The sequence below is a fragment of the Spongiactinospora sp. 9N601 genome, from assembly GCF_044326295.1.
GTDB lineage: Bacteria > Actinomycetota > Actinomycetes > Streptosporangiales > Streptosporangiaceae > Spongiactinospora > Spongiactinospora gelatinilytica.
This window is the reverse complement of the sequence record NZ_JBIRBB010000005.1, coordinates 44062-63879: the sequence shown is the minus strand read 5'-3', so window position 1 is coordinate 63879 and position 19818 is coordinate 44062. Positions and strand designations below refer to the sequence as shown.

Below are 19818 nucleotides of genomic sequence, written 5' to 3'. Positions count from 1 at the left end.
GAACGGCGCCTCATGATCCCGAAGATGAACGAATACGCCTACTTACCGAAAAGACAGATCTCGCCCCCCGGTTTTTTGCGGTACAAAACAAGCAATTAAGTCGCCGATGGTTGCAGCTCGAATACCTGCCAGGATTCGCCCGGGGCCAGGCCGGCGAGTTCGCGGCCACACTCCTGGAGGAAGCGCGGGCCCGAGGTGATGTGGGCGGCGCCGGCGTGGGCGTCCCTGAACAGGCGCTGGATCAGCCCGTCGCGTAAGGCGGAGGTGCCGCCGGAGGTGTAGACGAACCGGGCGACCTGGGCGACGGTCGAGGTGGCGTGGTTGAGGGCGAGCCGGACCATCGTCTCCTGGCGGACGTCGAGCCTGCGGCCCGAGTCCAGGGTGCGTTCGGTGTCGTCCCAGGTCTCGTGGATCAGGGCGCGCGCGGCGCGGTAGGCCGCCTCGGCGCGGGCGAAGTCGGCGTGGAAGGCGTCGCTGCCGGCGATCTGGCCGGGCCGTCCGGCCCGTGCCCCGGCGTGCCGGATCAGCTCGTCGAGCAGCCGGCGGCCGATGCCGAGCGCCCAGGCGGAGTGGCCGATCAGCGCCAGGTCGAGGATGCCCAGCCGGTAGATCGCGCCGCCGCGCAGCGGCTCGTTCCGGTCGAAGACGTGCGTCTGGGACTCCGGTACGAAAGCGCCGTCGATGGCGTAGTCGATGCTGCCGGTCGCGCGCAGGCCGAGGGCGTCCCAGTTGCCGAGCATCGTGACGTCGTCGATCGGGGTGATGAAGATGCGGGTCTCGCCGGCGCCCTCGATGGCGCCGAGGCTGTGGACGTACTGGGCGTGCGGCATGCCCGAGGCGAAGCTCCACCGGCCGCTGAGCCGGAACCCGCCGTCCTCGCGTACGGCGGTGCCCGGCCGGGTGCCCTGGCCTGCGAAGATCGGCGTCCGTGGGCCCTTGAACATCCGCTCTACGGCCTCGTCGCCGAGGTAGGCGCCGGCCGTGCCGCTCTCCAGCGCGGAGGCCATGACCACCCAGCCGGTCGAGGGGTCGGCGTAGGAGAGCTCCTCGAAGACGGCGATCAGCTCACGGGGGGACAACTCGGCACCGCCGAGCGGTACGGGCACCCATATGCCGAAAAGTCCGGTGTCTAGCAGTGCCTCCACGACCGGGGTGGTGAGCCTGCCCATCATCTCGCCCGCCGCCGCCTCGCTCTCGATCAGCGGGCGCAGCTCGCGCGCCCGGTCCAGCGCGGCGGTGCCGGCGGTGTGAAGTCGCGGGGGTTCGCTCATGTCCGGATGCTCCTGTTCGTGAACACCGCTGTGAGGTGGATTCGCTGGAAGGCATACCCCGTTTTACGCGACCGAGATCATGGACAAAATGATTGAAAGGTTGACTTTTTCTTTCGACAACAAGACCGTCGTGCGTACGGGCATCCGGCCCGGATTGGAGAGCCCATGCGAAGCATCCGTAAATCCACCATGCTTGCCGCGTCGATCGCCGCCGGCCTGCTGACCATATTGCCGGGCGGAGTGGCGAATGCCGCCCCGGTGTCGGAGTCCTATCCGGAGTGCGAGCTGTTCTTCGACGCACCACGTGTCATCAACGGCAAGGTCGGCTTCACCGGCGGTGCGAAGTGCCCGCCCACCTCGTCGGCCAACGTGACCTGGCTGATGGTCTGGCTGACGCCGCACCATGACGCGCCGTACAAGGAGTGGGTCGGCGAGAAGCGGGGCGCGGCCAAGACCCACACCGCCGGCAGCACCGTGCCGTGCGTCAGCGGGAAGTACCAGGGCTCGGTCTTCGCCTCCCTGTACGGCGACAAGGGCGTCGATCACATCACTGTGGACACCACCGCCACGATCACCTGCTGAACCATCGCCCCGGCGTACGCGCCGGGGCCGATACCGGGTGATCATGGCGGCCCGCTGTGTTAGGCTGCCACCGGCTTCTCACCGTTGGGCTCACCGCCTCGCCGACCGGCTTCCCCCGCGTCCCGATGACACGGGGAGGGTGGAAGTCGCTCACCACATTTGGGAAACGACTGTCCTGTGCTGGTGGCGACGTGTGTCGGCCCTTCTTTTCCGACCCTCCGCGGCTCTGTTCCGCGACACCACCCGGCAGGCGTTTCCCGCGGGGAGGTCTCCAGAGTGCCGGAAATCAAGCCAGAAAACCACCCTGAAAACCACGCGGAACTCGAATCCGCCGAGCCACCGGTCACGCGGCGTCCGTGGCCGGTCCTCGCGATCATGTGCATCGGCTTCTTCATGGCCCTGCTCGACGGATCCATCGTCAACGTCGCCGTCCCCACACTGATCCACGGCATCGACGCCTCCTACGACCAGGTGCTCTGGATCATCGACGGCTACCTGCTCGTCTTCTCGGTGCCGCTGATCACCACCGGGCGGCTGGGGGACATCTTCGGATACCGCCGCCTCTACGTGATCGGCATCATCACCTTCACCGCCGCCTCGGCGCTGTGCGGGCTGGCCGGGTCGCCGTCCTGGCTCCTGGCCGCCAGGCTGCTCCAGGGACTGGGCGGCGCGCTGCTGTTCCCGCAGGTCATCTCGTCCATCCTGACTATCTTCCCGGCGCGCCAGCGGGGCCGGGCGTTCGGGGTGTTCGGGGCGATCGTCGGCTTCGCCCCGATCCTCGGCCCGGTCCTCGGCGGCTTCCTGCTCGCCCACCTGAGCTGGCGCTGGATCTTCTTCATCAACGTCCCGATCGGGATCATCACCGTCGTGCTGGCGCTGACCTTCGCGCCGCCGATGCGCTCCGGCCGCGCCCACCGGCTCGACCTGCCCGGCGTCGCGCTGGCCACCGCCGGGGTGGGCGGCATCGTGTTCGGCCTGATCGAGGGGGAACGCTACGGCTGGGGCACCATCGCCGGGCCGATCGGCATCCCCTCGGTCATCGCCGCGGGCGTGGCGCTGCTGGTGGTGTTCGTCCTGTCGCAGCGCCGCCGGCGGGACGAGCCGCTGATGCCGCTCGCCCTGTTCGGCGTGCGCAACTTCGCGGTCGGCAACTGGGTCGGGTTCGTCTTCCAGCTCGGCATGATCGGCATCATGTTCGTGCTGGTGCTGTACCTGCAGATGGCGCGCGGGTACTCGGCCCTGGAAACCGGCCTGGTGGTGCTGCCGAACGCCGTGCTCACCGCGGTCGGCTCGGCGTACGCCGGGCGGCTTTCCGACCGGTTCGGCGGCAAGTACATCCTGATGACCGGCCTCGCGCTGCTGGCCACCGGCCTGCTGGTGCTGGCCGTCATGGCCGGGCCGGACACCGACGCGTGGAGCCTGCTGCCCGGCCTGCTGATCATCGGGGTCGCCAGCGGCGCGACGTTCGCGCCGCTCCAGCAGGCCACCATGGACGGCCTCGATCCCCGGCTGGCCGGGGCGGCGTCCGGGGTCTCCAGTACGATCCGGCAGGTCGGAGGCGTCCTCGGCACCGCCGTACTGGGCGCGCTGCTGGCGGCCCGGCTCGCCTCGGCCCTGCGCGAGGAGGCCGAGAAGCGCGCCGGGGCGCTGCCCGCGCACCTGCGCGCGCGGTTCGTCGACGACAGCGCCGCCGCCGCGCGGCACTACCGCCCGCCCACACCCCCGGGCGGCCTGGACGCCGCCACGGCCGGCCTGTACGGACGCGTCACCGCCGACACGTTCGCCACCGGTTTCGTCACCGCGATGCAGACCGCGTTCGTGGCGTGCGCCGTGGCCCTGGTGATCGCCGCGCTGTTCTGCCTCATGTTCGGCCCGCCCGGCAGGCCGCGGGACTGACCGGGCCCTTGCGTTCCATCAGCCGCGCTCGCCGAGCGTGACCGTGCCGCGCGAGCCGTCGACCGTGATGACCTGGCCGTCCTGGATGCGCGTGGTGGCACCCGCCGCCCCCACGACGGCCGGGATGCCGTACTCACGGGCGACCGTCGTACCGTGGGAGATCATCCCGCCCGTCTCGGTGACGATGGCGGCGGCGTTCAGGAACAGCGGGGTCCAGCCCGGGTCCGTCGAAGGGCACACCAGCACCTCGCCCGGCGCGATCCGGGCCGTGTCCGGATCGAAGACCACCCTGGCCGGCCCGGACGCGAGCCCGGACGCCCCGGCGAGGCCGCGCAGGAGGGCGTCGTCGCCGGTCTCGACCGGCCGGTACTCGGGGGCGGTGCCGTCGGACAGGACGACGGCGGGCACCTGGCGTCGCTTCAGCTCCCGCTCGTAGATCGCGCGGCGCTCGGCGACCGTGGCACGGAAGCCGTCGCCACCCCGCAGCGCCGCGCGGATCTCGTCCAGGTCCAGGAACATCACGTCGTCCGCCCGGTCCAGGACGCCGTCCCGGACGAGATCGTCCCCGGCCGGCAGGAGCTGGCGGCGCAGCTCCTGGTATCCGCGCATCAGGTAGTACTTGGGCAGTTCGCGCAGGCCACGCAGCTCCCGGGCGGCCCGGAGCAGGAAGCCCGCGGCCAGGCGGACGCCGGCCCGCCGTACCGGCACCCGGCGCACCAGCTCGGCGACCTTGGCGCGCGCCTCGCGCCGGGCGGCGGCGAACTCGGCCGCCGCGTCGAAGCCGGTGTCCGCCGCGTGGACGTAGCTGATCAGCGTCCGGAAGACGGGCGCCGGGTCGTCGGCCCAGCGGGGCAGCCCCAGGTCCATCTCCGCCGCGACCCGGCAGCCGTAGCGGGCCAGGAAGCCGCGCACGCCGTCCGACAGCACGTCCGGCAACTCGCCGCGCCGGTACGACTGCGCGAGGTGCCACGGCTCTTGCTCGGACAGGGCGGCCAGCGACCGGGGATCGGCCTTGGCCGACATCGCCAGCCGCCACAGCCGCAGGTCCATCTCCGTCGTCGGGTTGGCGGGCACGCCGCGGAAGCAGGCGTTGATCTCCTCGGCGCTCGCGATCCCGTCGAGCAGCCTGGCGGCGAGCCGCTGGGCCAGCCCGCCCGCCGTGTTGGCCGCGCGGGGGAGATCGGCCTCGATGCGGCAGATCGTGCGGTGGTGCGCCTCGACCCAGCGCAGCCGTTCGGCGGCGGTGGCGTGCGCCGGGCCGGTCAGGGCGCGGACGTGCTGTTCCGCGCGCCGGCGTACCCGCTCCCGCGCCGTCCGGGGGAACAGCCAGGCGGCGGCGATCCGCCCCCGGCGCCTGGCGGGCGCGGGCGGGCCGGAACGGCGGCCCGCCGGCCGTTCGGGAGCGAACCGGGGGTCCGCGGCCAGCGCGGCGATGATCTGGCCGGACGGCGCGGCGAGATCATCGGCGAACGACACCATGGACGGCCGCTTGGCGTCGTCGATCACGCCTTCGGTGATGTCCCAGTACAGCCAGCCGGAGACGTCGATGATCTCCGGTGAGAAGCCGATCCCGGTCAGGTACGCGCTCATGCCGCGCTGCCGCTGCCTGATCATCAGCGAGCCCATCGGGGTGAGCGGCTGCGCCAGCCCCTGGTAGACGTTGACCGACCAGTACGCCCGCAGCCGCCCGTCCGCCGGCTCCGGCACCGGGAAGGCGGTGGTGATGGGCCTGGTCTGGGTCAGCCACAGCCGGTCGGCGGCGTCGATCGCCCACTCGACGTCCTGCGGGCCGCCGAACGCCTGCTGCAACGCCGACCCGACCTCGCGCAGCCGCCGCAGGTCGGCCGGTTCCAGGCAGCCGGAGCCGGTCGGTTCCGGACCGGTCTCGCCGAGTACGTACTGGTCGGGTACGACCGTGCCGGAGACCACCGCCTCGCCGACGCCCTTCACCGCCTCGACGACCATCTCGGACCTGCGGCCCGTCACCGGATTCAAGGTGTGCAGGACACCGGCCGCCCTGGCGTCCACCATGCGCTGGACGATGACCGCGATGGTGGCCTCCCGCCCGTCCACGCCGTGGGCGATCCGGTACCGGTCCGCGCGGTCCGACCAGAGCGAGGCCCAGCAGCCCCGGACCGCGGCCAGGACGGCTTGGAGGCCGCTGACGTTCAGCGACGTGTCGTACTGCCCGGCGAAGCTCGCGTCGGCCAGGTCCTCGCTCGGCGACGACGAGCGCACCGCGACCACGGCGTCCCCGCCTTCCGCCAGCGCGCCATAGGCGTCCGCGACGGCCCGGACCAGGTCCTCGGGCAGGTCCGTGGCGAGGATCGCCTCGCGCATGGACCGGGCCGCCTTCCCCGTCTGAGGGCGGACGCGGTCGTAGGCGGCCGTGGTGATGACGAACCCGTCCGGGACGCTGAAGCCCTTGCCGAGCATGGCGGCCAGGTTCACCGCCTTGCTTCCGGCCCGGCCGACGTCCGCGCCGGTCAGCTCCCCGAGCGTCACCAGATCGCGGAGTTCCGTGGCACCCACCTGATCATTACTCCTTCGCTAGGCGCTGGTGGTGACACGGTGCATCCTCAACCCGGGTTGAGCGCAAGTCGCCGGTTCACGAGGTCGTCGGGCCGGCGGCGGTGGTGGGCGGCGCGCACCCGGGCCTCCCGGCCGAGGTCGCCGCGCTCGATGGCCATGCGCGACATGACCGGTTCGATCGTGCCGCGCGTCTCGGCGATCTCCTGCCGCCGCCGACCCTCACCGCCACCGCCCGGACCCCCGTCTGACGCCCATCCTTGGGGGCCGTTGTTCGGGTGGGGCCGTTGACGATCGATATCGCCCGGTGCATGTTTCGTTAATGGTGCATTTATTGGTATTCAGCAGAATCGCCCGACAGCGGACCCGTGAAGGCGGGCAGTTGTGAGCGGCGTCCGGGCGGTGATTCACGACCATGATGGCGGGCTGGATGACATTCTGGCCCTGCTGCTGCTCACCCGGTACGACAACGTCGCGTTGCGCGGCGTGGCCGTCACGCCCGCCGACTGCCTGCCCGTCCCCGCCGTGTCGGTCACCCGCAAGGTGCTCGGGATGACCGGGTTGACCGGGGTGCCCGTGGCGACAGGGGAGCTTCCGGGCCGTAACCCCTTCCCGCTGGAGTGGCGGATCGACGCCCTTCGGATGGACGCGCTGCCGGTGCTCAACCGGCCGGGGCCGCTTGCCGGCGAGCCGGCCGGACTGCCCGCGCACCGGCAGCTCGCCGCCTGGCTGCTGGCGGCGGAGGCGCCGGTCACGGTGCTGGCGACCGGGCCCATGACCAATCTGGCCTGGTGTCTGGATCGGTGTCCAGAGGTCGAGTCCAAGATCGCCGAGGTCGTGTTCATGGGCGGCGCCCTCGACGTACCGGGCAATGTCGATCAGCCGGGACACGACGGTTCGGCCGAGTGGAACATCTACTGGGACCCCGACGCCGCACAGCGCGTCTTCGACAGCGGCGTGCCCGTCACCATGTTCCCCCTGGACGTCACCGATCTGGTGCCGATCACCGGCGAGTTCGCCCGCGCGTTCGGCGGGCACTACGGCGACCCGGTCAGCGACCTCGCCGGGACACTGCTCGCGATGACCTTCGGCACCCTGGAGACCACCGGCATGCCGTACTGCGGCTGGGACACCCTCACCACCTCCTACCTGGCCGCTCCCGGCATGTTCGAGTTCGAGACCGTGCGGTGCCGGGTGATCACCACCGGCCACGGTCAGGGCCGTACGGTCAGGGACGACACCGGCCGCCCCGTCAAGTGCGCCCGCACGGTGGACCCGGACCACTTCTACAAGCACTGCCTGGCCGTGCTGACCGGCTGACCCGGGCGCTCAGGGCGAGCCGCTACTCCCAGCGGAAGAAGATCGACGCGATGACGACGCCGCACACCACGCTCACCAACAGGGGGAGCAGTTGGGCGGGTTCGACGGCGCCGCCGCTCCAGACGGCCGACAGGGCCTGTACGGCGGCGCCGAACGGCAGCCGGTCGCCGATCGCCGCCAGCGCGTCCGGCAGGCTGCCGCGGTCGCCGAACATGCCGCCGAGCGCGCCCACCGCGAAGAACAGGATCAGCCCGATGGCGACCGCGGAGTTCGGCGTGGGGGCGAGCGCGGCCACGACCATGCCGGTCGCGTACATCGCCAGCGCGGCCAGCGCCAGCACCCCGATCGCCGCGCCCACGTTCGGCGGCGGCTTCGCCCCGAACGCCAGCGCCGCCAGCGTCCACGCCGCCGCGATGCCGACGGACACCTGGAGCACTCCCACGGCCAACTGGGCGACCAGGACCATCGCCGGTGAGGCCGGTGTCATCGCGAGCCGCCGCAGGATCCCGCTCGTGCGGTAATAGGCCAGGAAGCTCGGCGTGTTCACGATGCCGGTCGTGGCCAGGACCATGGTGAACACCAGCGGCAGCACGTACACGTCCAGCGCGGTACGGCCGGGCGCGACCACGGCGCGTCCCGCCGACGAGGCGTTCATCACGAGGATGATCATGGGCAGGGCGATCGGCACGACGAGGCCCGCGGTGTCGCGGATCACCATCTTGGCCTCGCAGACCAGCAGTTCGGCCCAGGAACGCGGTCCGGGGCGGTAGACGGCGGTGTCCGTCATCGCGGAGCCTCCTCGTCGTTGGTGATCCGCCGCCCGGTGAGGGCGACGAAGGCGTCGTCCAGGGTGGCCCGCTCGCCGCGCGTCTCGGTGACCACGACACCGGCCCGCACCAGCGCCACGCTCACGGCCTGGAGCAGGTCGCCGTGGCCTTCGACGACGACCCGGCCGGACTCGGCCCGCACCCGCTCGACCTCGGCGAGCCCTTCCAGCAGGCCCTCGGGGATCGGGGCGGCGGCCCGGAAGGTCACCCGCTGGGCGAGCCCGGCCCGCCGTACCAGCCCTGCCGGGGAGTCCAGCGCGACGATCCGTCCCGCCTCCAGCAGCGCCACCCGGTCGCAGAGCCGTTCCACCTCCTCCATGGCATGGCTGACCAGCAGCACGGTCACGCCGGACGCGCGCAGGCCCTCGACGGTCGTCCAGATCTGGCGGCGCGCCTCCGGGTCCAGGCCGGTGGTGAGTTCGTCGAGGATCACCACCCGGGGCCGCCCCACCAGGGCCAGCGCGACCGACAGCCGCTGTTGCTGCCCTCCGGAGAGCGTGTCGAAGCGGGTATCGCGGGAGCCGGTCAGGCCGACCGATTCGATCAGCTCGGCGGTGGGCACCGGGGCGCGGTAGAAGGTCCGGTACAGGCGGACCAGCTCGGTCACGGTGAGCGCGGAGTGCAGGTGGCTGTTCTGCAACTGCACACCGAGCACCTGCCGCACCCGGGCCCGGTCGCGGCGCGGGTCCAGGCCGAGCACGCGTACCGTGCCACGGTCGGGCCGCCGCAGCCCGGCGATCAGTTCGACGGCGGTCGTCTTGCCCGCCCCGTTGCGCCCGAGGATGCCGAAGATCTCACCGGCGGCGACCGGCAGGGTGACCTCGTCCACGGCGACGGTCGAGCGGTACCGCTTGCTCAGGCGGTCCGCCTCCACTGCGAAGGTAGGTGTGGTTCCAGGCATGGGACCGACGCTAGGGGCGGCCCCGCCGCCCCTGCCTGTGCCGATCGTCAGGGCGCGCGGCCATGACTTTCGGCACACCCGCCGCGCGACGAACGCCCGTATGGTGGCGACATGCGGCAAATCAGGCTGGATGCCTGGGCGGGGCTGGCCATCCTTCTGGGGTGCGTCGCCGTGGGCGCGCCGACCCTCTTCGGGGTCGCCGAGACGCTGGTGCCGCCGCCGCTGTGGATCGCGATCTACGTCGCGTTGCTCGCCGCGTTGCTGGTCGCCGCCTCCGCCGAGGAGCGTCACCCCCGGCGGGCGCGGATCGCGTACGGCCTGGCCGTCGTCCTCGGGTGGAGCACGGTCCTGACCGCGCCGGAGGCCGGGTGGCTGCCGATCCTGCTGGTCGTCGTCGCCGCCATCGGCGCGTACGTCGTCCCGCCCTGGGCGGGCGCGGCGGTGATCGCGGCCAACACCGCCGTGATCGCCGTGGCGCTGGGCCGGGCGGGCGCGACGGGCGGCGTGGTCCTCACCGGAACGCTGCTCTACGCGCTGATCCAGGCGTCCACCGTGCTCAGCTCCATCGCGATCATCCGCGAGCGGCGGATGCGCCGCGAACTCGCCGAGGCGCACGTCGAGTTGCGCGCGGCGAGCGTCATCCTGGCCGACGCCACCCGCGCCGGTGAGCGGCTGCGGATCGCCAGGGAACTGCACGACCTCATCGGGCACCAGCTCACCGTGCTCACCCTCGAACTCGAAGTCGCCCGGCACCGCGACGGCGACGGCGCCCGCCCGCACATCGAGCGCGCCGACCAGGTGGCCAGGGAACTGCTCGGCGACGTACGCACCACCGTCGGACGGCTGCGCGCCGATGCCCCCGACCTCCGCGAGTCGCTGACCTCCGTGGTGCGCGGCATCCCCGGCCTGGACATCGGCATCTCGATCGGCGACGACGTGCAGGCCGGCGAGGAGCTGACCGCGACGCTCGTCCGCGTGGTGCAGGAGATCGTGACCAACACCATCCGGCACGCCGACGCGACCTCGCTGCGCATCCGGATCGAGACCGCGCCGGACCACACCGTACGGCTCACCGCCGCCGACGACGGCCGGGGCTGCCCCGGCGTCGTCCCCGGCAACGGCCTGCGCGGCCTGACCGAGCGGGTCCACGCGCTGGGCGGAGACGTACGGCTCGACGGCAGCGCCGGATTCCGCCTCACCGCGAGGATGCCCGCCCCGTGATCCGCGTACTCGTGGTCGATGACCAGACCCTCGTCCGGCAGGGCATCCGCAGCCTGCTGGACCTGACCGACGACATCCAGGTGGTGGGGGAGGCCGACGACGGCATGGCGGCGCTGGCCGCGGTCGGCGAGCACGCCCCCGACGTCGTGCTGCTCGACCTGCGAATGCCCCGCCACGACGGCATCTGGACCCTCGACGCGCTGCGCGAGCGCGCCTCGGGCGCGCCGCCGGTGCTCGTGCTCACCACGTTCGACAACGACACCCTCGTCCTGGACGCGATCCGCGCGGGGGCCTGCGGCTACCTGCTCAAGGACGTGACGCTGGAACGGCTGACCCGGGCGATCCGCACCATCGCCGCCGGGGGGACGCTGATCTCCCCCTCGATCACCGACCGGCTGCTGCGCGCCGTCCACCGCCGCGGGGGCCCGGCCGGGGAGGACCTTCCTCCGGTCCAGCGGCTCACCGAACGGGAACTCGAAGTGCTGCGGCTGGTCGCCGAGGGCTACAGCAACCGGGAGATCGCGCAGGCGCTGTTCCTGGCCGAGGGCACGGTCAAGAACCACGTCTCCACCGTCCTGCTCAAGCTCGGCGCCCGCGACCGCACCAACGCCGTGCTGCGCGCCCTGCACGAGAACGTCCTGGACTGACGCCCGCCGGATCAGTCGCCGGCGGCGTGCCGGGCGAAGGCGCTCTCGATGTCGGTGCGCTCGATCGCCGGGCCGGGCAGGCCGGTGGGGCCCTCGATGGTCAGCGCGTTCAGGAACAGGGCGAGCTGCCGCTCGGCCGCGCGCGGCCAGTCCGGTCCGTGCGCCAGGGGCTGGGTGAGGAGCGAGGTGAAGACGATCAGGTCCGTGGCGTTCGCCGTGGCCCGGACGCTGCCGTCGGCCCGGCCGCGATCGAGGAAGGCGTCCAGGTGGCCGTAGATCGTCCGGCGCGCGTGTACCGCCTCGTTGGTCACCAGCGGCGGCGCGCCGTGCAGCGGCAGGACCAACTGGTCGGCCACCGCCAGGCAGCGGGCCAGGTACTCGCCGATCGCCTCGCGGCCGGAGCACCGCCGCGCGGCGATCTCCTCCAGGATGCCGACCAGCAGGTCGTAGGCGCGGTGTTCCAGGGCCTGCATGAGCGCGTCGCGGTCGGCGTACTTGCGGTAGAAGGTGGCGATGCCGACGCCCGCCTCCTCGGCGATGGTCCGCAGCGGGGCGTGGCGGCCTTCGCGGAGCATCACCGTGACGGCGGCGGCCAGCAGCCGCTCCCGGTTGGCCTCGGCGTCCCACCGGGTACGGCGGCGGCGCCCGCCGCCCTCCACCGGTTCGCGCGCCATGGGTCCTCCCTCACAGCGAAGTTCTTCCCAACGATATCCGCGTCCCGGGAATGGAGCCGGTGGTCGGCCACGTTATCCGGAGCAAATAGTCCGGAAAACCAGGGCGGCATCGACCGCCAGAAAAGGGGCCATCGCCATGGCGCTCTCCTTCTTCACCCCCGCCGACTCGGCGATCCTGCTCATCGACCACCAGGAAGGCGTGCTGAGCTGGGTGGGCTCGGCCGACCTGAAGGAGGTCACCGCCAACGCGTTCGCGCTGGCCAAGGCCGCCAAGGCGCTCGACATCCCATTGGTGCTCACCACCTCCATGGAGGACCACGCGCAGGGGCCGCTGCTGCCGCAGTTCGCCGAGATCGCCCCCGAGGAGTACGCCGGGCGCATCCGCCGGTCGGGCGTCGTGAACGCCATGGACGACCCGGCCTTCGCCGCCGCGGTGAAGGCCACCGGCCGCACCAACCTGATCATCGCCGGGGTGACCAACGACGTCTGCACCGTCTACCCGACGCTGACCGCACTCGACTCCGGCTACCGGGTGCAGGTCGTGGCCGACGCCGGAGGCTCGATGACCAAGTCCGCCGACGACATCGCGCTGCGCCGGATGGAACTGGCCGGAGCGGGTATCGCCTCCACCAACATGATCCTCACCGAACTGGCCGGCACCTGGACCTCGCCCGCCGGCCAGGCGCTCATCCCCATCGTCGGATCGCTCATCCCCGCCTGACGGCCGGGCACTCTTCGCACCATCCCCCACAGGAGCACACCATGAGCATTCCCTACCTGGCCCAGCCGGAGCGGCAGCAGAAGCTCGAATGGCTGGAGGGCGGCGTCTTCTCCGTCCTGCTGGACGCGTCCGCGACCGACGGGCGGCTCACCGTCGGCCGGTTCGACGTCCCCAAGGACGAGGCCCCGCCGTTCCACATGCACACCCGCGAGGACGAGGTCTTCCTGCTGATCAAGGGCACCGCCCTGCTGTGGGTCGGCGACGAGGAGATGGAACTGTCCGAGGGCGGCATCGTCTACCTGCCCAGGAACATCCCGCACGGCTACCGGATCACCTCCGACCGGGCCGACCTGCTGATGATCGCCACTCCCGGCGGCATCGAGGGCATGTTCCGCCAGGCCGGGCGGGACATGTCCACCCCCAGGCCGGACGGGTTCGAGATCTCCAAGGAGGCGCTGGCCGCCGCCGCCGACGCCTACGGCCAGATCGTCGTGGGCCCGCCCCGCTGATGATCTCGGCGAGGCCGTCGTCCCGCCGGCCCCCGGGTCGGCGGGACGTCACGGCCCTGCCGTTCGACGGCCGTTCAGTGGGCGCGGTTCCTCCACTGCTTGCCGCCGGCCGCGATCCCCTCCAGCACATGCAGGGTGTGGTGGACCCCGGCCGCGTCCAGGGTGGCCTCGGCGACCGTCCCCGGGACCTCGCCCTGCTGCAACTCCTCCACCCCGAGCCCGTCCACCGGGATGGTGATGTGCTGCCCGTTGACCAGCGACAACTCGAAGGTCCACGGCTGGCCCGCCGTCTGCCGGACGCGTACCGCCGCGATCGACTCGAACCGGTAGTTGGTCCGCTGCCCGCCGGAGAACTCGCCGGCCTCGAAGTCCAGCTCGGTGGTGACCTGGCGGACCCCGTCCCTGGTGAGGAGGAAGAGCATGATCTCGTAGTCGCGGTAGCGCCACGGACCGCCCCGCACCCGGGCGCGCGAGGTCGCCGGGGCGGGGGAGTCGATGAAGCCGTAGGCGATGATCTCACTCATGGCCAGCTTGTAGTGCCGCAGCGCGTCGTTGAGCAGGATCTTCCGGTCGCAGTCCAGCCAGGCGGCCATCTCCCGGTCCTGGGGCCGGTCGGCCAGCTTCTGCCGCCACCGCAGGAAGGCGGCCTGGCCGGCGGCCAGCACGCGCCGGCCCTCCCGCCGCTCGAAAGCATGCCGACGGTGCTCCACCGCGATGTCCACCCCGTCGCGCGCGGTGAGCATCCCGGCCACCCCGGTGAGGAGCAGCAACGTGGTGGTGTCCGCGACCGTGCCGGTCAGCGTGATGACGGCCCCGAGCGTGAGGAGGGCGACCGGCCCCAGCATCGCCGCGGAAGACGGCGCGGGCGGCTCCGGCGGGCCGTTACGCCACCGCTCGCGCACCTCCGACACCCGGTACCGGATCAGCCAGTCGATCCGGCCGACGCCGACTCTGCTCTCCCGGTACGTGTGCACGATCTCATCGCGGATCTTCCGCCGCACCCCCGCGGTCATCTCCATCCAGACCCCGCGATCCATGCCGGGCGGCGTGTACTTCGCGAAGTAGTGCAGGAACCGCTTATCGACCTTCTTGGCGAAACCGCCGGCCGGCGTCCGCCGGGGAGCGGGCCGCACCGGGTCGCGCAGCGCCGCCCGCAGCCGCCGGGTCATGATCTCCCGCAGGGTGAGGTAGCACCCGGCGAGGGTCACCAGGTAGCCGAGGAAGCCGAGCAGCGCCCCGGTCGTCACCAGCAGGAACCCCAGCGAGACGGCCAGCAGGACAGTGACCACCGCCAGCGCGGTCACCCGCGCGAGTACGACGCCGGGGGTGCGGGGCGGTGGCGGCTCGTAGGGCCGGGGCGGCAGCGGCTCCGGCTCGAAGAACTTCCAGCACCGGCCGGACCGATCATGGGCCCGCCACTCGCGCCTGGCGCGGGCCAGCCCGCGATCCCACATCTGGTCGTGCAGCGGGCCCTCCAGGAACGTGCCCAGGTGCCGCACGATCAGCGCCTTCTGGGTCTCGCCCAGCGCGTCCAGCTCCTTGAACACCGCCCGCAGGTCGGCCCTGGGGTCTTCCGCGCAGTTCAGCAGCCTGCGCACGGTCCGTACGCCGTCCGTCCAGGCGCCGTCGCCGGTCCGGCGCAGCCCTCCGGGCTCGGCGCGCAGCGAGGCGGTCTCCTCGTCCGAAAGCTCGCGCCGCGTCCGGCCGCTGACCAGGGCGAGCAGCCAGTGGAACCAGACCTCGTCGGTGCGGTGCCCGGCGGCGAACGCCGCGTAGATCAGCTCCCTGGCCCGCCTGGCCATGCCGCCCTCCAGGTACCGCAGGCCGGTGCGGAACTTCTCCTCGGGCGTGGCGTCCGGCGACACCATGTAGTTGTTGACGTCGCCATGGACCACCCCGGCCTGCACCCCGACGCTCGCCGAGCCGGCCGCGCTGTTCGTCACCCCCTGCTCCGGCCCGGTCATGACGGCGGTCCCTGGGCCAGGGTGATGGCCGCCGCGAGCGCCGTGGCCAGGCTGGAGACGTCGCCGATGAGCCCCCGGACCTTCCGCAGCGCCACCGTCACCGTGCTCGGCTGGGCACCGCCGCGCAGTGCCTCGTCCGCAACGGTCAGCTCGCCCTCCACGGCGTCGTAGGTCACCTGGTCCACCTGGCCCTCGGCCAGTGCGCGGCGGAGCCGGGCGCGCAGCGCGTCGAGCGCCTGGGGCAGGTCGGCCGGCAGGGGCGGCTCGGAGGTGATCCGGATGCCGCCGTGCACGACGCCCGCCTGCACGCCCACCTGGGCGTTGCCCATCGCGATGTTCTCGGTCGTCCCGCGCATCTCCGGAATCCTCGGGGTCGGGGTCTGGGACGGCAGGGTCCCGGCGGCGTGCTCGGCCGCCAGTTCCCCGGCCAGGGCGGCGGCGAAGGCCGCCGCGTTGACCACGGCGCGGCGCTGCCACTGCGCGCGGTCCGTGACCTCCTTGCTGCCGTCGGCGCGGTCGCTGACGCCGCGCACGACGACCACCGGCAGCGATCCGTTCAGGTGCGCGGCCTGGGCGATGCCCGCGCCCTCCATCTCGATCGCCCGCGCGTCGTTGTAGTTGTCCCGGATCCAGTGGGCGTACGCGGAGGTCGCGGAGTTGAGCACCACCTCGCCGGCGGCGATCGGCCCGAAGTGGATCTCCGGCTCCGGGGTGTACTCCGGCAGGTACCGGACCCAGGAATGGGTCCTTGCGATGTGCCTGGCGATCTGCTCGGCGGCGTGCGAGGTCTCCCAGACCCGGGGACGGCTCTTGAACCCGTCGTCCTCGCTGGTCCCGCCGTGGAAGGCGTAGATGTGGGTGGCGACCACCACGTCGCCGAGGGCGATGTCGGAATGCAGCGCGCCGGCCACCCCGACGAACAGCAGCGCCGCAGGGGCGAACTCCTGGATGGCGCGTTCGGCCAGCACCGCCGCGGACTGGTTGCCCTTGCCGACGTGGCCCAGGGCGACCTCGCACCCCGCGTCGGCCAGCCGGCCGACCTCGAAGCGGGTGCCCTGTGGGTGCCGGTGTACGCGCGGGCCGGACATCCGGCCGCGAACCGCCTGGTATTCGAGATCCAGTGCGGTGAGGATCACGATCGGCGACGGGCTCATGTGCCTTCTCCGGTTAAGGCCGCCGACACGACGGGACGGACCATCGGCGGGTAGAGGGTCTTGTGCGGACCGGCCCGGAACAGCCGGGCCGGCCGGCCGGTGGCGGCCTTTCGCTCGGTGCCCGCCGGGATGATGAAACCGTCGGTCTTCTGCACCTTGCGGTAGAAGTTACGGGGATCTAGCTGGATTCCCCACACTGCTTCGTACACCTCCTGCAACTCGGTGATCGTGAAGGTGGGCCCGCAGAACGCGGTGGCGAGCGCGGAGTACTCGATCTTGGCGCGGGCCCGTTCGACGCCGTCCGCGGCGATCCGCCGGTGGTCGAACGCGAGCCGTACGTCCCCGGCGAGTACGCCGTCCACCGGCTGCCACCGGGCGGCGGCGGCGTCGGTCCCGGCGGTCGGCTCCGGCAGCCGGGGCGCGATCGCCAGGAAGGCCACCGACACCACACGGCCCCGGGGATCGCGGCCCGGAGACCCGTACACCCGGAACTCCTCCAGGTGAACGGTCTCGATGTCCAGGTCGGTCTCCTCCGCCAGCTCCCGGCGGGCGGCGTCGGGGATCTCCTCGTCGAGGTGCCGCAGGAACCCGCCGGGCAGCGCCAGGGCGCCCCGGTGCGGCTCGACGCCCCGCTCGACCAGCAGGATGTGCAGCCGCGACCGCCGCAACGTCAAGATCACCAGGTCGACGGCGAGCATGACGATGGGCGTTTGCCAGGAGTCGTCGTTCATGACGTCAGACTAGCTTCTTGTCACTCTGACAGAAACTAACCTTCAGGGAATATCTGGAATGCCAACCGAGAATGTGCGGAGCCTGCCGAAGCGCCGCCGCATGGTGTATAAGCCGTGGAATCGAAGCGCCCGGAATTGACCTAACCTGCGAGTATGAAGATTCTCAGCCTGAACGTCGGGCGCGCCAAACCCGTCCCCTACACCGATGCGCCCTCCGGCGCGACCGGGATCGACAAGCGCCCGGTGGAAGGTCCGGTACGGGTGGCCGCGCCCGGTGCGCAGGGGAGCGGCATGGCGGGCGACGACGTGTGCGACATCCGCATGCACGGCGGCGACGACCGCGCCGTCTACGCGTTCGCCCGCGAGGACCTGGACCGCTGGGAGCACGAGCTGGGCCGCCCGCTGCCGAACGGGACGTTCGGCGAGAATCTCACCACGATCGGCGTCGATTTGAACGACGTGCTGGTCGGCGAGCGCTGGCGGGTCGGGCCCGAGGTGGTGCTGGAGGTGACCGGCGGGCGCATCCCCTGCCGGACCTTCGCGGGCTGGCTCGCCGAGAAGGGCTGGGTGCGGCGGTTCACCCAGAGCGGTTCGTCAGGCGCCATGCTGCGGGTGATCGAACCCGGCGAACTGCGCACCGGCGACGCGATCGAGGTGGTCCACCGCCCGGAGCACGACGTCACGGTCGCCAGGCTGTTCCGCGCCGTCACGACCGAGCGCGCGGAGCTGCCGAAGATGCTGGTCGCCGCGCCCTGGATGGAAAGCGAGCAACTGTCCTACGTGCGCAACCACATGGCCAAGTACCACGACGGCCCCTGACCCCGCACGGCGAAGGCCCGGCCCCGCGTGAACACGGGTCCGGGCCGCCGCCGAGAAGGGTCAGGCCGCGTCGGCGCGCACCCACTCGGTGTCGGAGGTGACCTCCGCCAGCCGGTCGGCCAGCGGGGACACCCCAAGACCCGGTTCCCTGGGCACCGCCAGCGTGCCGTCACGCAGCACGAACGGCTCGGTGATGTCGGCCGCGTAGTAGCGGCGGGAGGCGGAGGTGTCACCGGGCAGGGTGAACCCCGGCAGCGCGGCCAGCGCCACGTTGGCGGCCCGGCCGAGGCCGGTCTCCAGCATGCCGCCGCACCACACGGCGATCCCATTGGCCTGGCACAGGTCGTGGATGCGGCGGGCCTCAAGGTATCCGCCGACCCGGCCCGGCTTGATGTTCACGATCGAGCACGCGCCGATGGCCAGGGCCAGCGCCGCGTCCTCGGCCGACTTGATCGACTCGTCCAGGCAGATGGGCGTGCGCACCTGCTTGGCCAGCGCGGCGTGCTGGTACAGGTCGCCCGCCGCGAGCGGCTGCTCGATCAGTTCGAGGTCGAACTCGTCCAGCCGGGCGAGGGTCCGCGCGTCGGTGAGGGCGTAGGCGGCGTTCGCGTCCACCTGGAGCGGTACGTCGTCGCCGAACCGCTCCCTGACCGCGCGCACCGGGGCGATGTCCCAGCCGGGCTGGATCTTCAGCTTGATCCGGAGGTAGCCCTCGTCGAGGTATCCGGCGACCGCGTCGAGAAGCTCGCCGACCGAGTTCATGATGCCGACCGAGACCCCGCACCTGACCTCGTCGCGGACCGCCCCGAGGTAGCGGCCGAAGGACACCCCGGCCGCCCGCAGCTCGGCGTCCAGCACCGCCATCTCCAGCGCGGCCTTGGCCATCGGGTGGCCCTTGAACTTCGCCAGCGTGGGCGCGACCCGGTTGGCGTCCAGGCCGGGACGGGCGGTCAGCGCCGGGATGAGGAAGCGGCGCATCACCTCGGCGGCCCCGTCGGTGTACTCCTCGGAGTACAGCGGGCTCTCCATGGTGACGCACTCGCCCCAGCCTTCGGCCTCGGGGGTGACCACCCGGACGAGCAGGATGTCGCGGTGGAGCTCTTCCTTGAACGACGTGCGGAACGGGGCGACCAGCGGCATCTGCACGCGCCGCAGCTCAACTCCGGTGATCTTCACGATGCCTCCAGGTCGATGACATAGCAGTTGGCGGGGCTGAAACCGGTGACCGCGGCGCCCGCCCCGAGCAGGCCGCCGAGGACTTCGCGCGCCGCGGCCCGCCAGGCGTCGGCGTTCGCGCGATCGGTGCGCCGCATCCGCTCGATGTCGGCGGGCACCTCGGCGAGCACGACGGACGAGCCGGACCGCACGGCCGCCGGGTCGTGCAGCGGCAGCCCGTCCGGGCCGACGCTCAGCACCTTCGGCGCGTCCACCATGGGCGCGGGCACCCGGACGCCGGACGCGGCCGTCACGGCCCGTCCGGAGTTCAGCCGCCACTCGACCAGCACCCGGTCGGTGGGCGTGCCGCCGTTGACCGCGTCCTCCATGGGGCCGTAGAAGTCGGTGAAGTACGCGGTCGGCAGCGCGCCCAGTTTGGTGATGTTGAAATGCGCGTTGCGCCGGATGAGCGGGTCGTAGGTCCAGGTCACCCGGTTGATGCCGCGGGCCAGCGCCCAGGCCCGCTGGTGCAGCTTGAGCGTGTAGCCGATGTTCCTGGCCCGGGCCGAGGCCGCGACCCCGGCCATGTGGGAGTGCAGCACCTCCCCGGCGGGCTCGGCGTAGACGCCGACGCACGCGCCGACCATCTCATCGCCGTCGAACGCGCCCGTCACGTAGTTGCCGGTATGGCACAGCGCCCGCAGGAAGCTCGTGATCATCGGCGGCTCGCCGCCGGGCTCGGCCCGCCAGATGGTCCCGAAGAGCGCGCACAGCCGCTGTAGATCGGTGGTCTCGCGCAGCTCGGCGACACGGACCCCGCTCCGGCCGGCCGCCGCGTGCGCCGCTTCTGCCGCTGCTTCGGCCGTGGCGGACAAGGGTGCGGATAAACGTGTCATG

General features: G+C 72.1%; 18 protein-coding genes. 8 read left to right on the top strand and 10 right to left on the bottom strand.

The genetic code is table 11. The features are described 5' to 3' along the window. Positions 1-95: 95 nt before the first annotated feature. Positions 96-1271, bottom strand: coding sequence for an acyl-CoA dehydrogenase family protein (locus ACH34R_RS12680; RefSeq protein WP_397561574.1), 1176 nt, complete (start codon positions 1269-1271; stop codon positions 96-98). A gap of 165 nt (positions 1272-1436) precedes the next feature. On the opposite strand from ACH34R_RS12680, the gene ACH34R_RS12675 reads away from it, so the two are divergent. After that, on the top strand, positions 1437-1853 hold the full coding sequence (locus ACH34R_RS12675; RefSeq protein ID WP_397561573.1) for a hypothetical protein: 417 nt from the start codon (positions 1437-1439) through the stop codon (positions 1851-1853). A 276-nt stretch (positions 1854-2129) separates the two neighbouring features. Next, a complete protein-coding gene (locus ACH34R_RS12670) occupies positions 2130-3749 on the top strand; it encodes a DHA2 family efflux MFS transporter permease subunit (protein WP_397561572.1) in 1620 nt (539 codons plus the stop codon). Positions 3750-3767: 18 nt separating this feature from the next. Here ACH34R_RS12670 and ACH34R_RS12665 read toward each other — a convergent pair whose 3' ends face one another. Continuing rightward, positions 3768-6281, bottom strand: a complete 2514-nt coding sequence (locus ACH34R_RS12665) for a PEP/pyruvate-binding domain-containing protein (RefSeq protein WP_397561571.1) — start codon at positions 6279-6281, stop codon at positions 3768-3770. Between the two features lie 381 nt (positions 6282-6662). Between ACH34R_RS12665 and ACH34R_RS12660 the strand changes: the two genes are divergently transcribed. Beyond that, positions 6663-7598, top strand: a complete 936-nt coding sequence (locus ACH34R_RS12660) for a nucleoside hydrolase (RefSeq protein ID WP_397561570.1) — start codon at positions 6663-6665, stop codon at positions 7596-7598. 22 nt (positions 7599-7620) lie between these two features. On the opposite strand, the gene ACH34R_RS12655 is transcribed toward ACH34R_RS12660, so the two are convergent. Together ACH34R_RS12655 and ACH34R_RS12650 are read right to left on the bottom strand one after the other, a co-directional pair. Beyond that, complete coding sequence (locus ACH34R_RS12655; protein ID WP_397561569.1) at positions 7621-8385, bottom strand: ABC transporter permease; 765 nt, start codon at positions 8383-8385, stop codon at positions 7621-7623. Continuing rightward, complete coding sequence (locus ACH34R_RS12650; protein WP_397561568.1) at positions 8382-9326, bottom strand: ABC transporter ATP-binding protein; 945 nt, start codon at positions 9324-9326, stop codon at positions 8382-8384. Before ACH34R_RS12650 ends, ACH34R_RS12655 begins: the two co-directional genes overlap by 4 nt. Before the next feature lie 111 nt (positions 9327-9437). Here ACH34R_RS12650 and ACH34R_RS12645 point away from each other — a divergent pair, with 111 nt between their 5' ends. Together ACH34R_RS12645 and ACH34R_RS12640 are read left to right on the top strand one after the other, a co-directional pair. Further along, on the top strand, positions 9438-10547 hold the full coding sequence (locus ACH34R_RS12645) for a sensor histidine kinase (RefSeq protein WP_397561567.1): 1110 nt from the start codon (positions 9438-9440) through the stop codon (positions 10545-10547). Next, entirely contained in the window at positions 10544-11194 is a 651-nt protein-coding gene (locus ACH34R_RS12640) for a response regulator (RefSeq protein WP_397561566.1), read from the top strand. Before ACH34R_RS12645 ends, ACH34R_RS12640 begins: the two co-directional genes overlap by 4 nt. Before the next feature lie 11 nt (positions 11195-11205). On the opposite strand, the gene ACH34R_RS12635 is transcribed toward ACH34R_RS12640, so the two are convergent. Continuing rightward, positions 11206-11868, bottom strand: coding sequence for a TetR/AcrR family transcriptional regulator (locus tag ACH34R_RS12635; RefSeq protein WP_397561565.1), 663 nt, complete (start codon positions 11866-11868; stop codon positions 11206-11208). A 136-nt stretch (positions 11869-12004) separates the two neighbouring features. On the opposite strand from ACH34R_RS12635, the gene ACH34R_RS12630 reads away from it, so the two are divergent. Both ACH34R_RS12630 and ACH34R_RS12625 read left to right on the top strand, forming a co-directional pair. Next, positions 12005-12589, top strand: a complete 585-nt coding sequence (locus ACH34R_RS12630) for an isochorismatase family protein (RefSeq protein ID WP_397561564.1) — start codon at positions 12005-12007, stop codon at positions 12587-12589. A gap of 41 nt (positions 12590-12630) precedes the next feature. After that, on the top strand, positions 12631-13098 hold the full coding sequence (locus tag ACH34R_RS12625; RefSeq protein WP_397561563.1) for a cupin domain-containing protein: 468 nt from the start codon (positions 12631-12633) through the stop codon (positions 13096-13098). 74 nt (positions 13099-13172) lie between these two features. Here the strand turns inward: ACH34R_RS12625 and ACH34R_RS12620 are convergent, their stop codons facing one another. The 3 genes from ACH34R_RS12620 to ACH34R_RS12610 are packed head-to-tail and all read right to left on the bottom strand — an operon-like array spanning position 13173 to position 16947. Beyond that, the gene (locus ACH34R_RS12620) at positions 13173-15062 is read right to left on the bottom strand and encodes a hypothetical protein (protein ID WP_397561562.1); all 1890 of its coding nucleotides are present in this window, start codon (positions 15060-15062) and stop codon (positions 13173-13175) included. After that, positions 15059-16216, bottom strand: coding sequence for a 5'-methylthioadenosine/S-adenosylhomocysteine nucleosidase (locus ACH34R_RS12615; protein ID WP_397561561.1), 1158 nt, complete (start codon positions 16214-16216; stop codon positions 15059-15061). The genes ACH34R_RS12620 and ACH34R_RS12615 overlap by 4 nt, the downstream gene beginning before the upstream one ends. After that, complete coding sequence (locus ACH34R_RS12610; protein WP_397561560.1) at positions 16213-16947, bottom strand: NUDIX domain-containing protein; 735 nt, start codon at positions 16945-16947, stop codon at positions 16213-16215. Before ACH34R_RS12610 ends, ACH34R_RS12615 begins: the two co-directional genes overlap by 4 nt. A 153-nt stretch (positions 16948-17100) precedes the next feature. Here ACH34R_RS12610 and ACH34R_RS12605 point away from each other — a divergent pair, with 153 nt between their 5' ends. Continuing rightward, positions 17101-17766, top strand: coding sequence for an MOSC domain-containing protein (locus ACH34R_RS12605; RefSeq protein ID WP_397561559.1), 666 nt, complete (start codon positions 17101-17103; stop codon positions 17764-17766). Positions 17767-17826: 60 nt separating this feature from the next. On the opposite strand, the gene menC is transcribed toward ACH34R_RS12605, so the two are convergent. Together menC and ACH34R_RS12595 are read right to left on the bottom strand one after the other, a co-directional pair. After that, positions 17827-18942 carry an o-succinylbenzoate synthase gene (menC, locus tag ACH34R_RS12600; RefSeq protein WP_397561558.1) on the bottom strand — a complete coding sequence of 372 codons (1116 nt, stop codon included), beginning with the start codon at positions 18940-18942 and terminating at the stop codon, positions 17827-17829. Beyond that, the gene (locus ACH34R_RS12595) at positions 18939-19817 is read right to left on the bottom strand and encodes a GNAT family N-acetyltransferase (RefSeq protein WP_397561557.1); all 879 of its coding nucleotides are present in this window, start codon (positions 19815-19817) and stop codon (positions 18939-18941) included. Before ACH34R_RS12595 ends, menC begins: the two co-directional genes overlap by 4 nt. Between the last annotated feature and the right edge of the window lies 1 nt (position 19818).

What these genes read in the sequence shown, in the direction of transcription:
- ACH34R_RS12680 (WP_397561574.1), bottom strand. Translation starts at nt 1,271, where the DNA reads ATGAGCGAACCCCCGCGACTTCACACCGCCGGCACCGCCGCGCTGGAC.
- ACH34R_RS12675 (WP_397561573.1), top strand. Translation starts at nt 1,437, where the DNA reads ATGCGAAGCATCCGTAAATCCACCATGCTTGCCGCGTCGATCGCCGCC.
- ACH34R_RS12655 (WP_397561569.1), bottom strand. Translation starts at nt 8,385, where the DNA reads ATGACGGACACCGCCGTCTACCGCCCCGGACCGCGTTCCTGGGCCGAA.
- ACH34R_RS12650 (WP_397561568.1), bottom strand. Translation starts at nt 9,326, where the DNA reads ATGCCTGGAACCACACCTACCTTCGCAGTGGAGGCGGACCGCCTGAGC.
- ACH34R_RS12645 (WP_397561567.1), top strand. Translation starts at nt 9,438, where the DNA reads ATGCGGCAAATCAGGCTGGATGCCTGGGCGGGGCTGGCCATCCTTCTG.
- ACH34R_RS12635 (WP_397561565.1), bottom strand. Translation starts at nt 11,868, where the DNA reads ATGGCGCGCGAACCGGTGGAGGGCGGCGGGCGCCGCCGCCGTACCCGG.
- ACH34R_RS12630 (WP_397561564.1), top strand. Translation starts at nt 12,005, where the DNA reads ATGGCGCTCTCCTTCTTCACCCCCGCCGACTCGGCGATCCTGCTCATC.
- ACH34R_RS12625 (WP_397561563.1), top strand. Translation starts at nt 12,631, where the DNA reads ATGAGCATTCCCTACCTGGCCCAGCCGGAGCGGCAGCAGAAGCTCGAA.
- ACH34R_RS12620 (WP_397561562.1), bottom strand. Translation starts at nt 15,062, where the DNA reads ATGACCGGGCCGGAGCAGGGGGTGACGAACAGCGCGGCCGGCTCGGCG.
- ACH34R_RS12615 (WP_397561561.1), bottom strand. Translation starts at nt 16,216, where the DNA reads ATGAGCCCGTCGCCGATCGTGATCCTCACCGCACTGGATCTCGAATAC.
- ACH34R_RS12610 (WP_397561560.1), bottom strand. Translation starts at nt 16,947, where the DNA reads ATGAACGACGACTCCTGGCAAACGCCCATCGTCATGCTCGCCGTCGAC.
- ACH34R_RS12605 (WP_397561559.1), top strand. Translation starts at nt 17,101, where the DNA reads ATGAAGATTCTCAGCCTGAACGTCGGGCGCGCCAAACCCGTCCCCTAC.
- ACH34R_RS12595 (WP_397561557.1), bottom strand. Translation starts at nt 19,817, where the DNA reads ATGACACGTTTATCCGCACCCTTGTCCGCCACGGCCGAAGCAGCGGCA.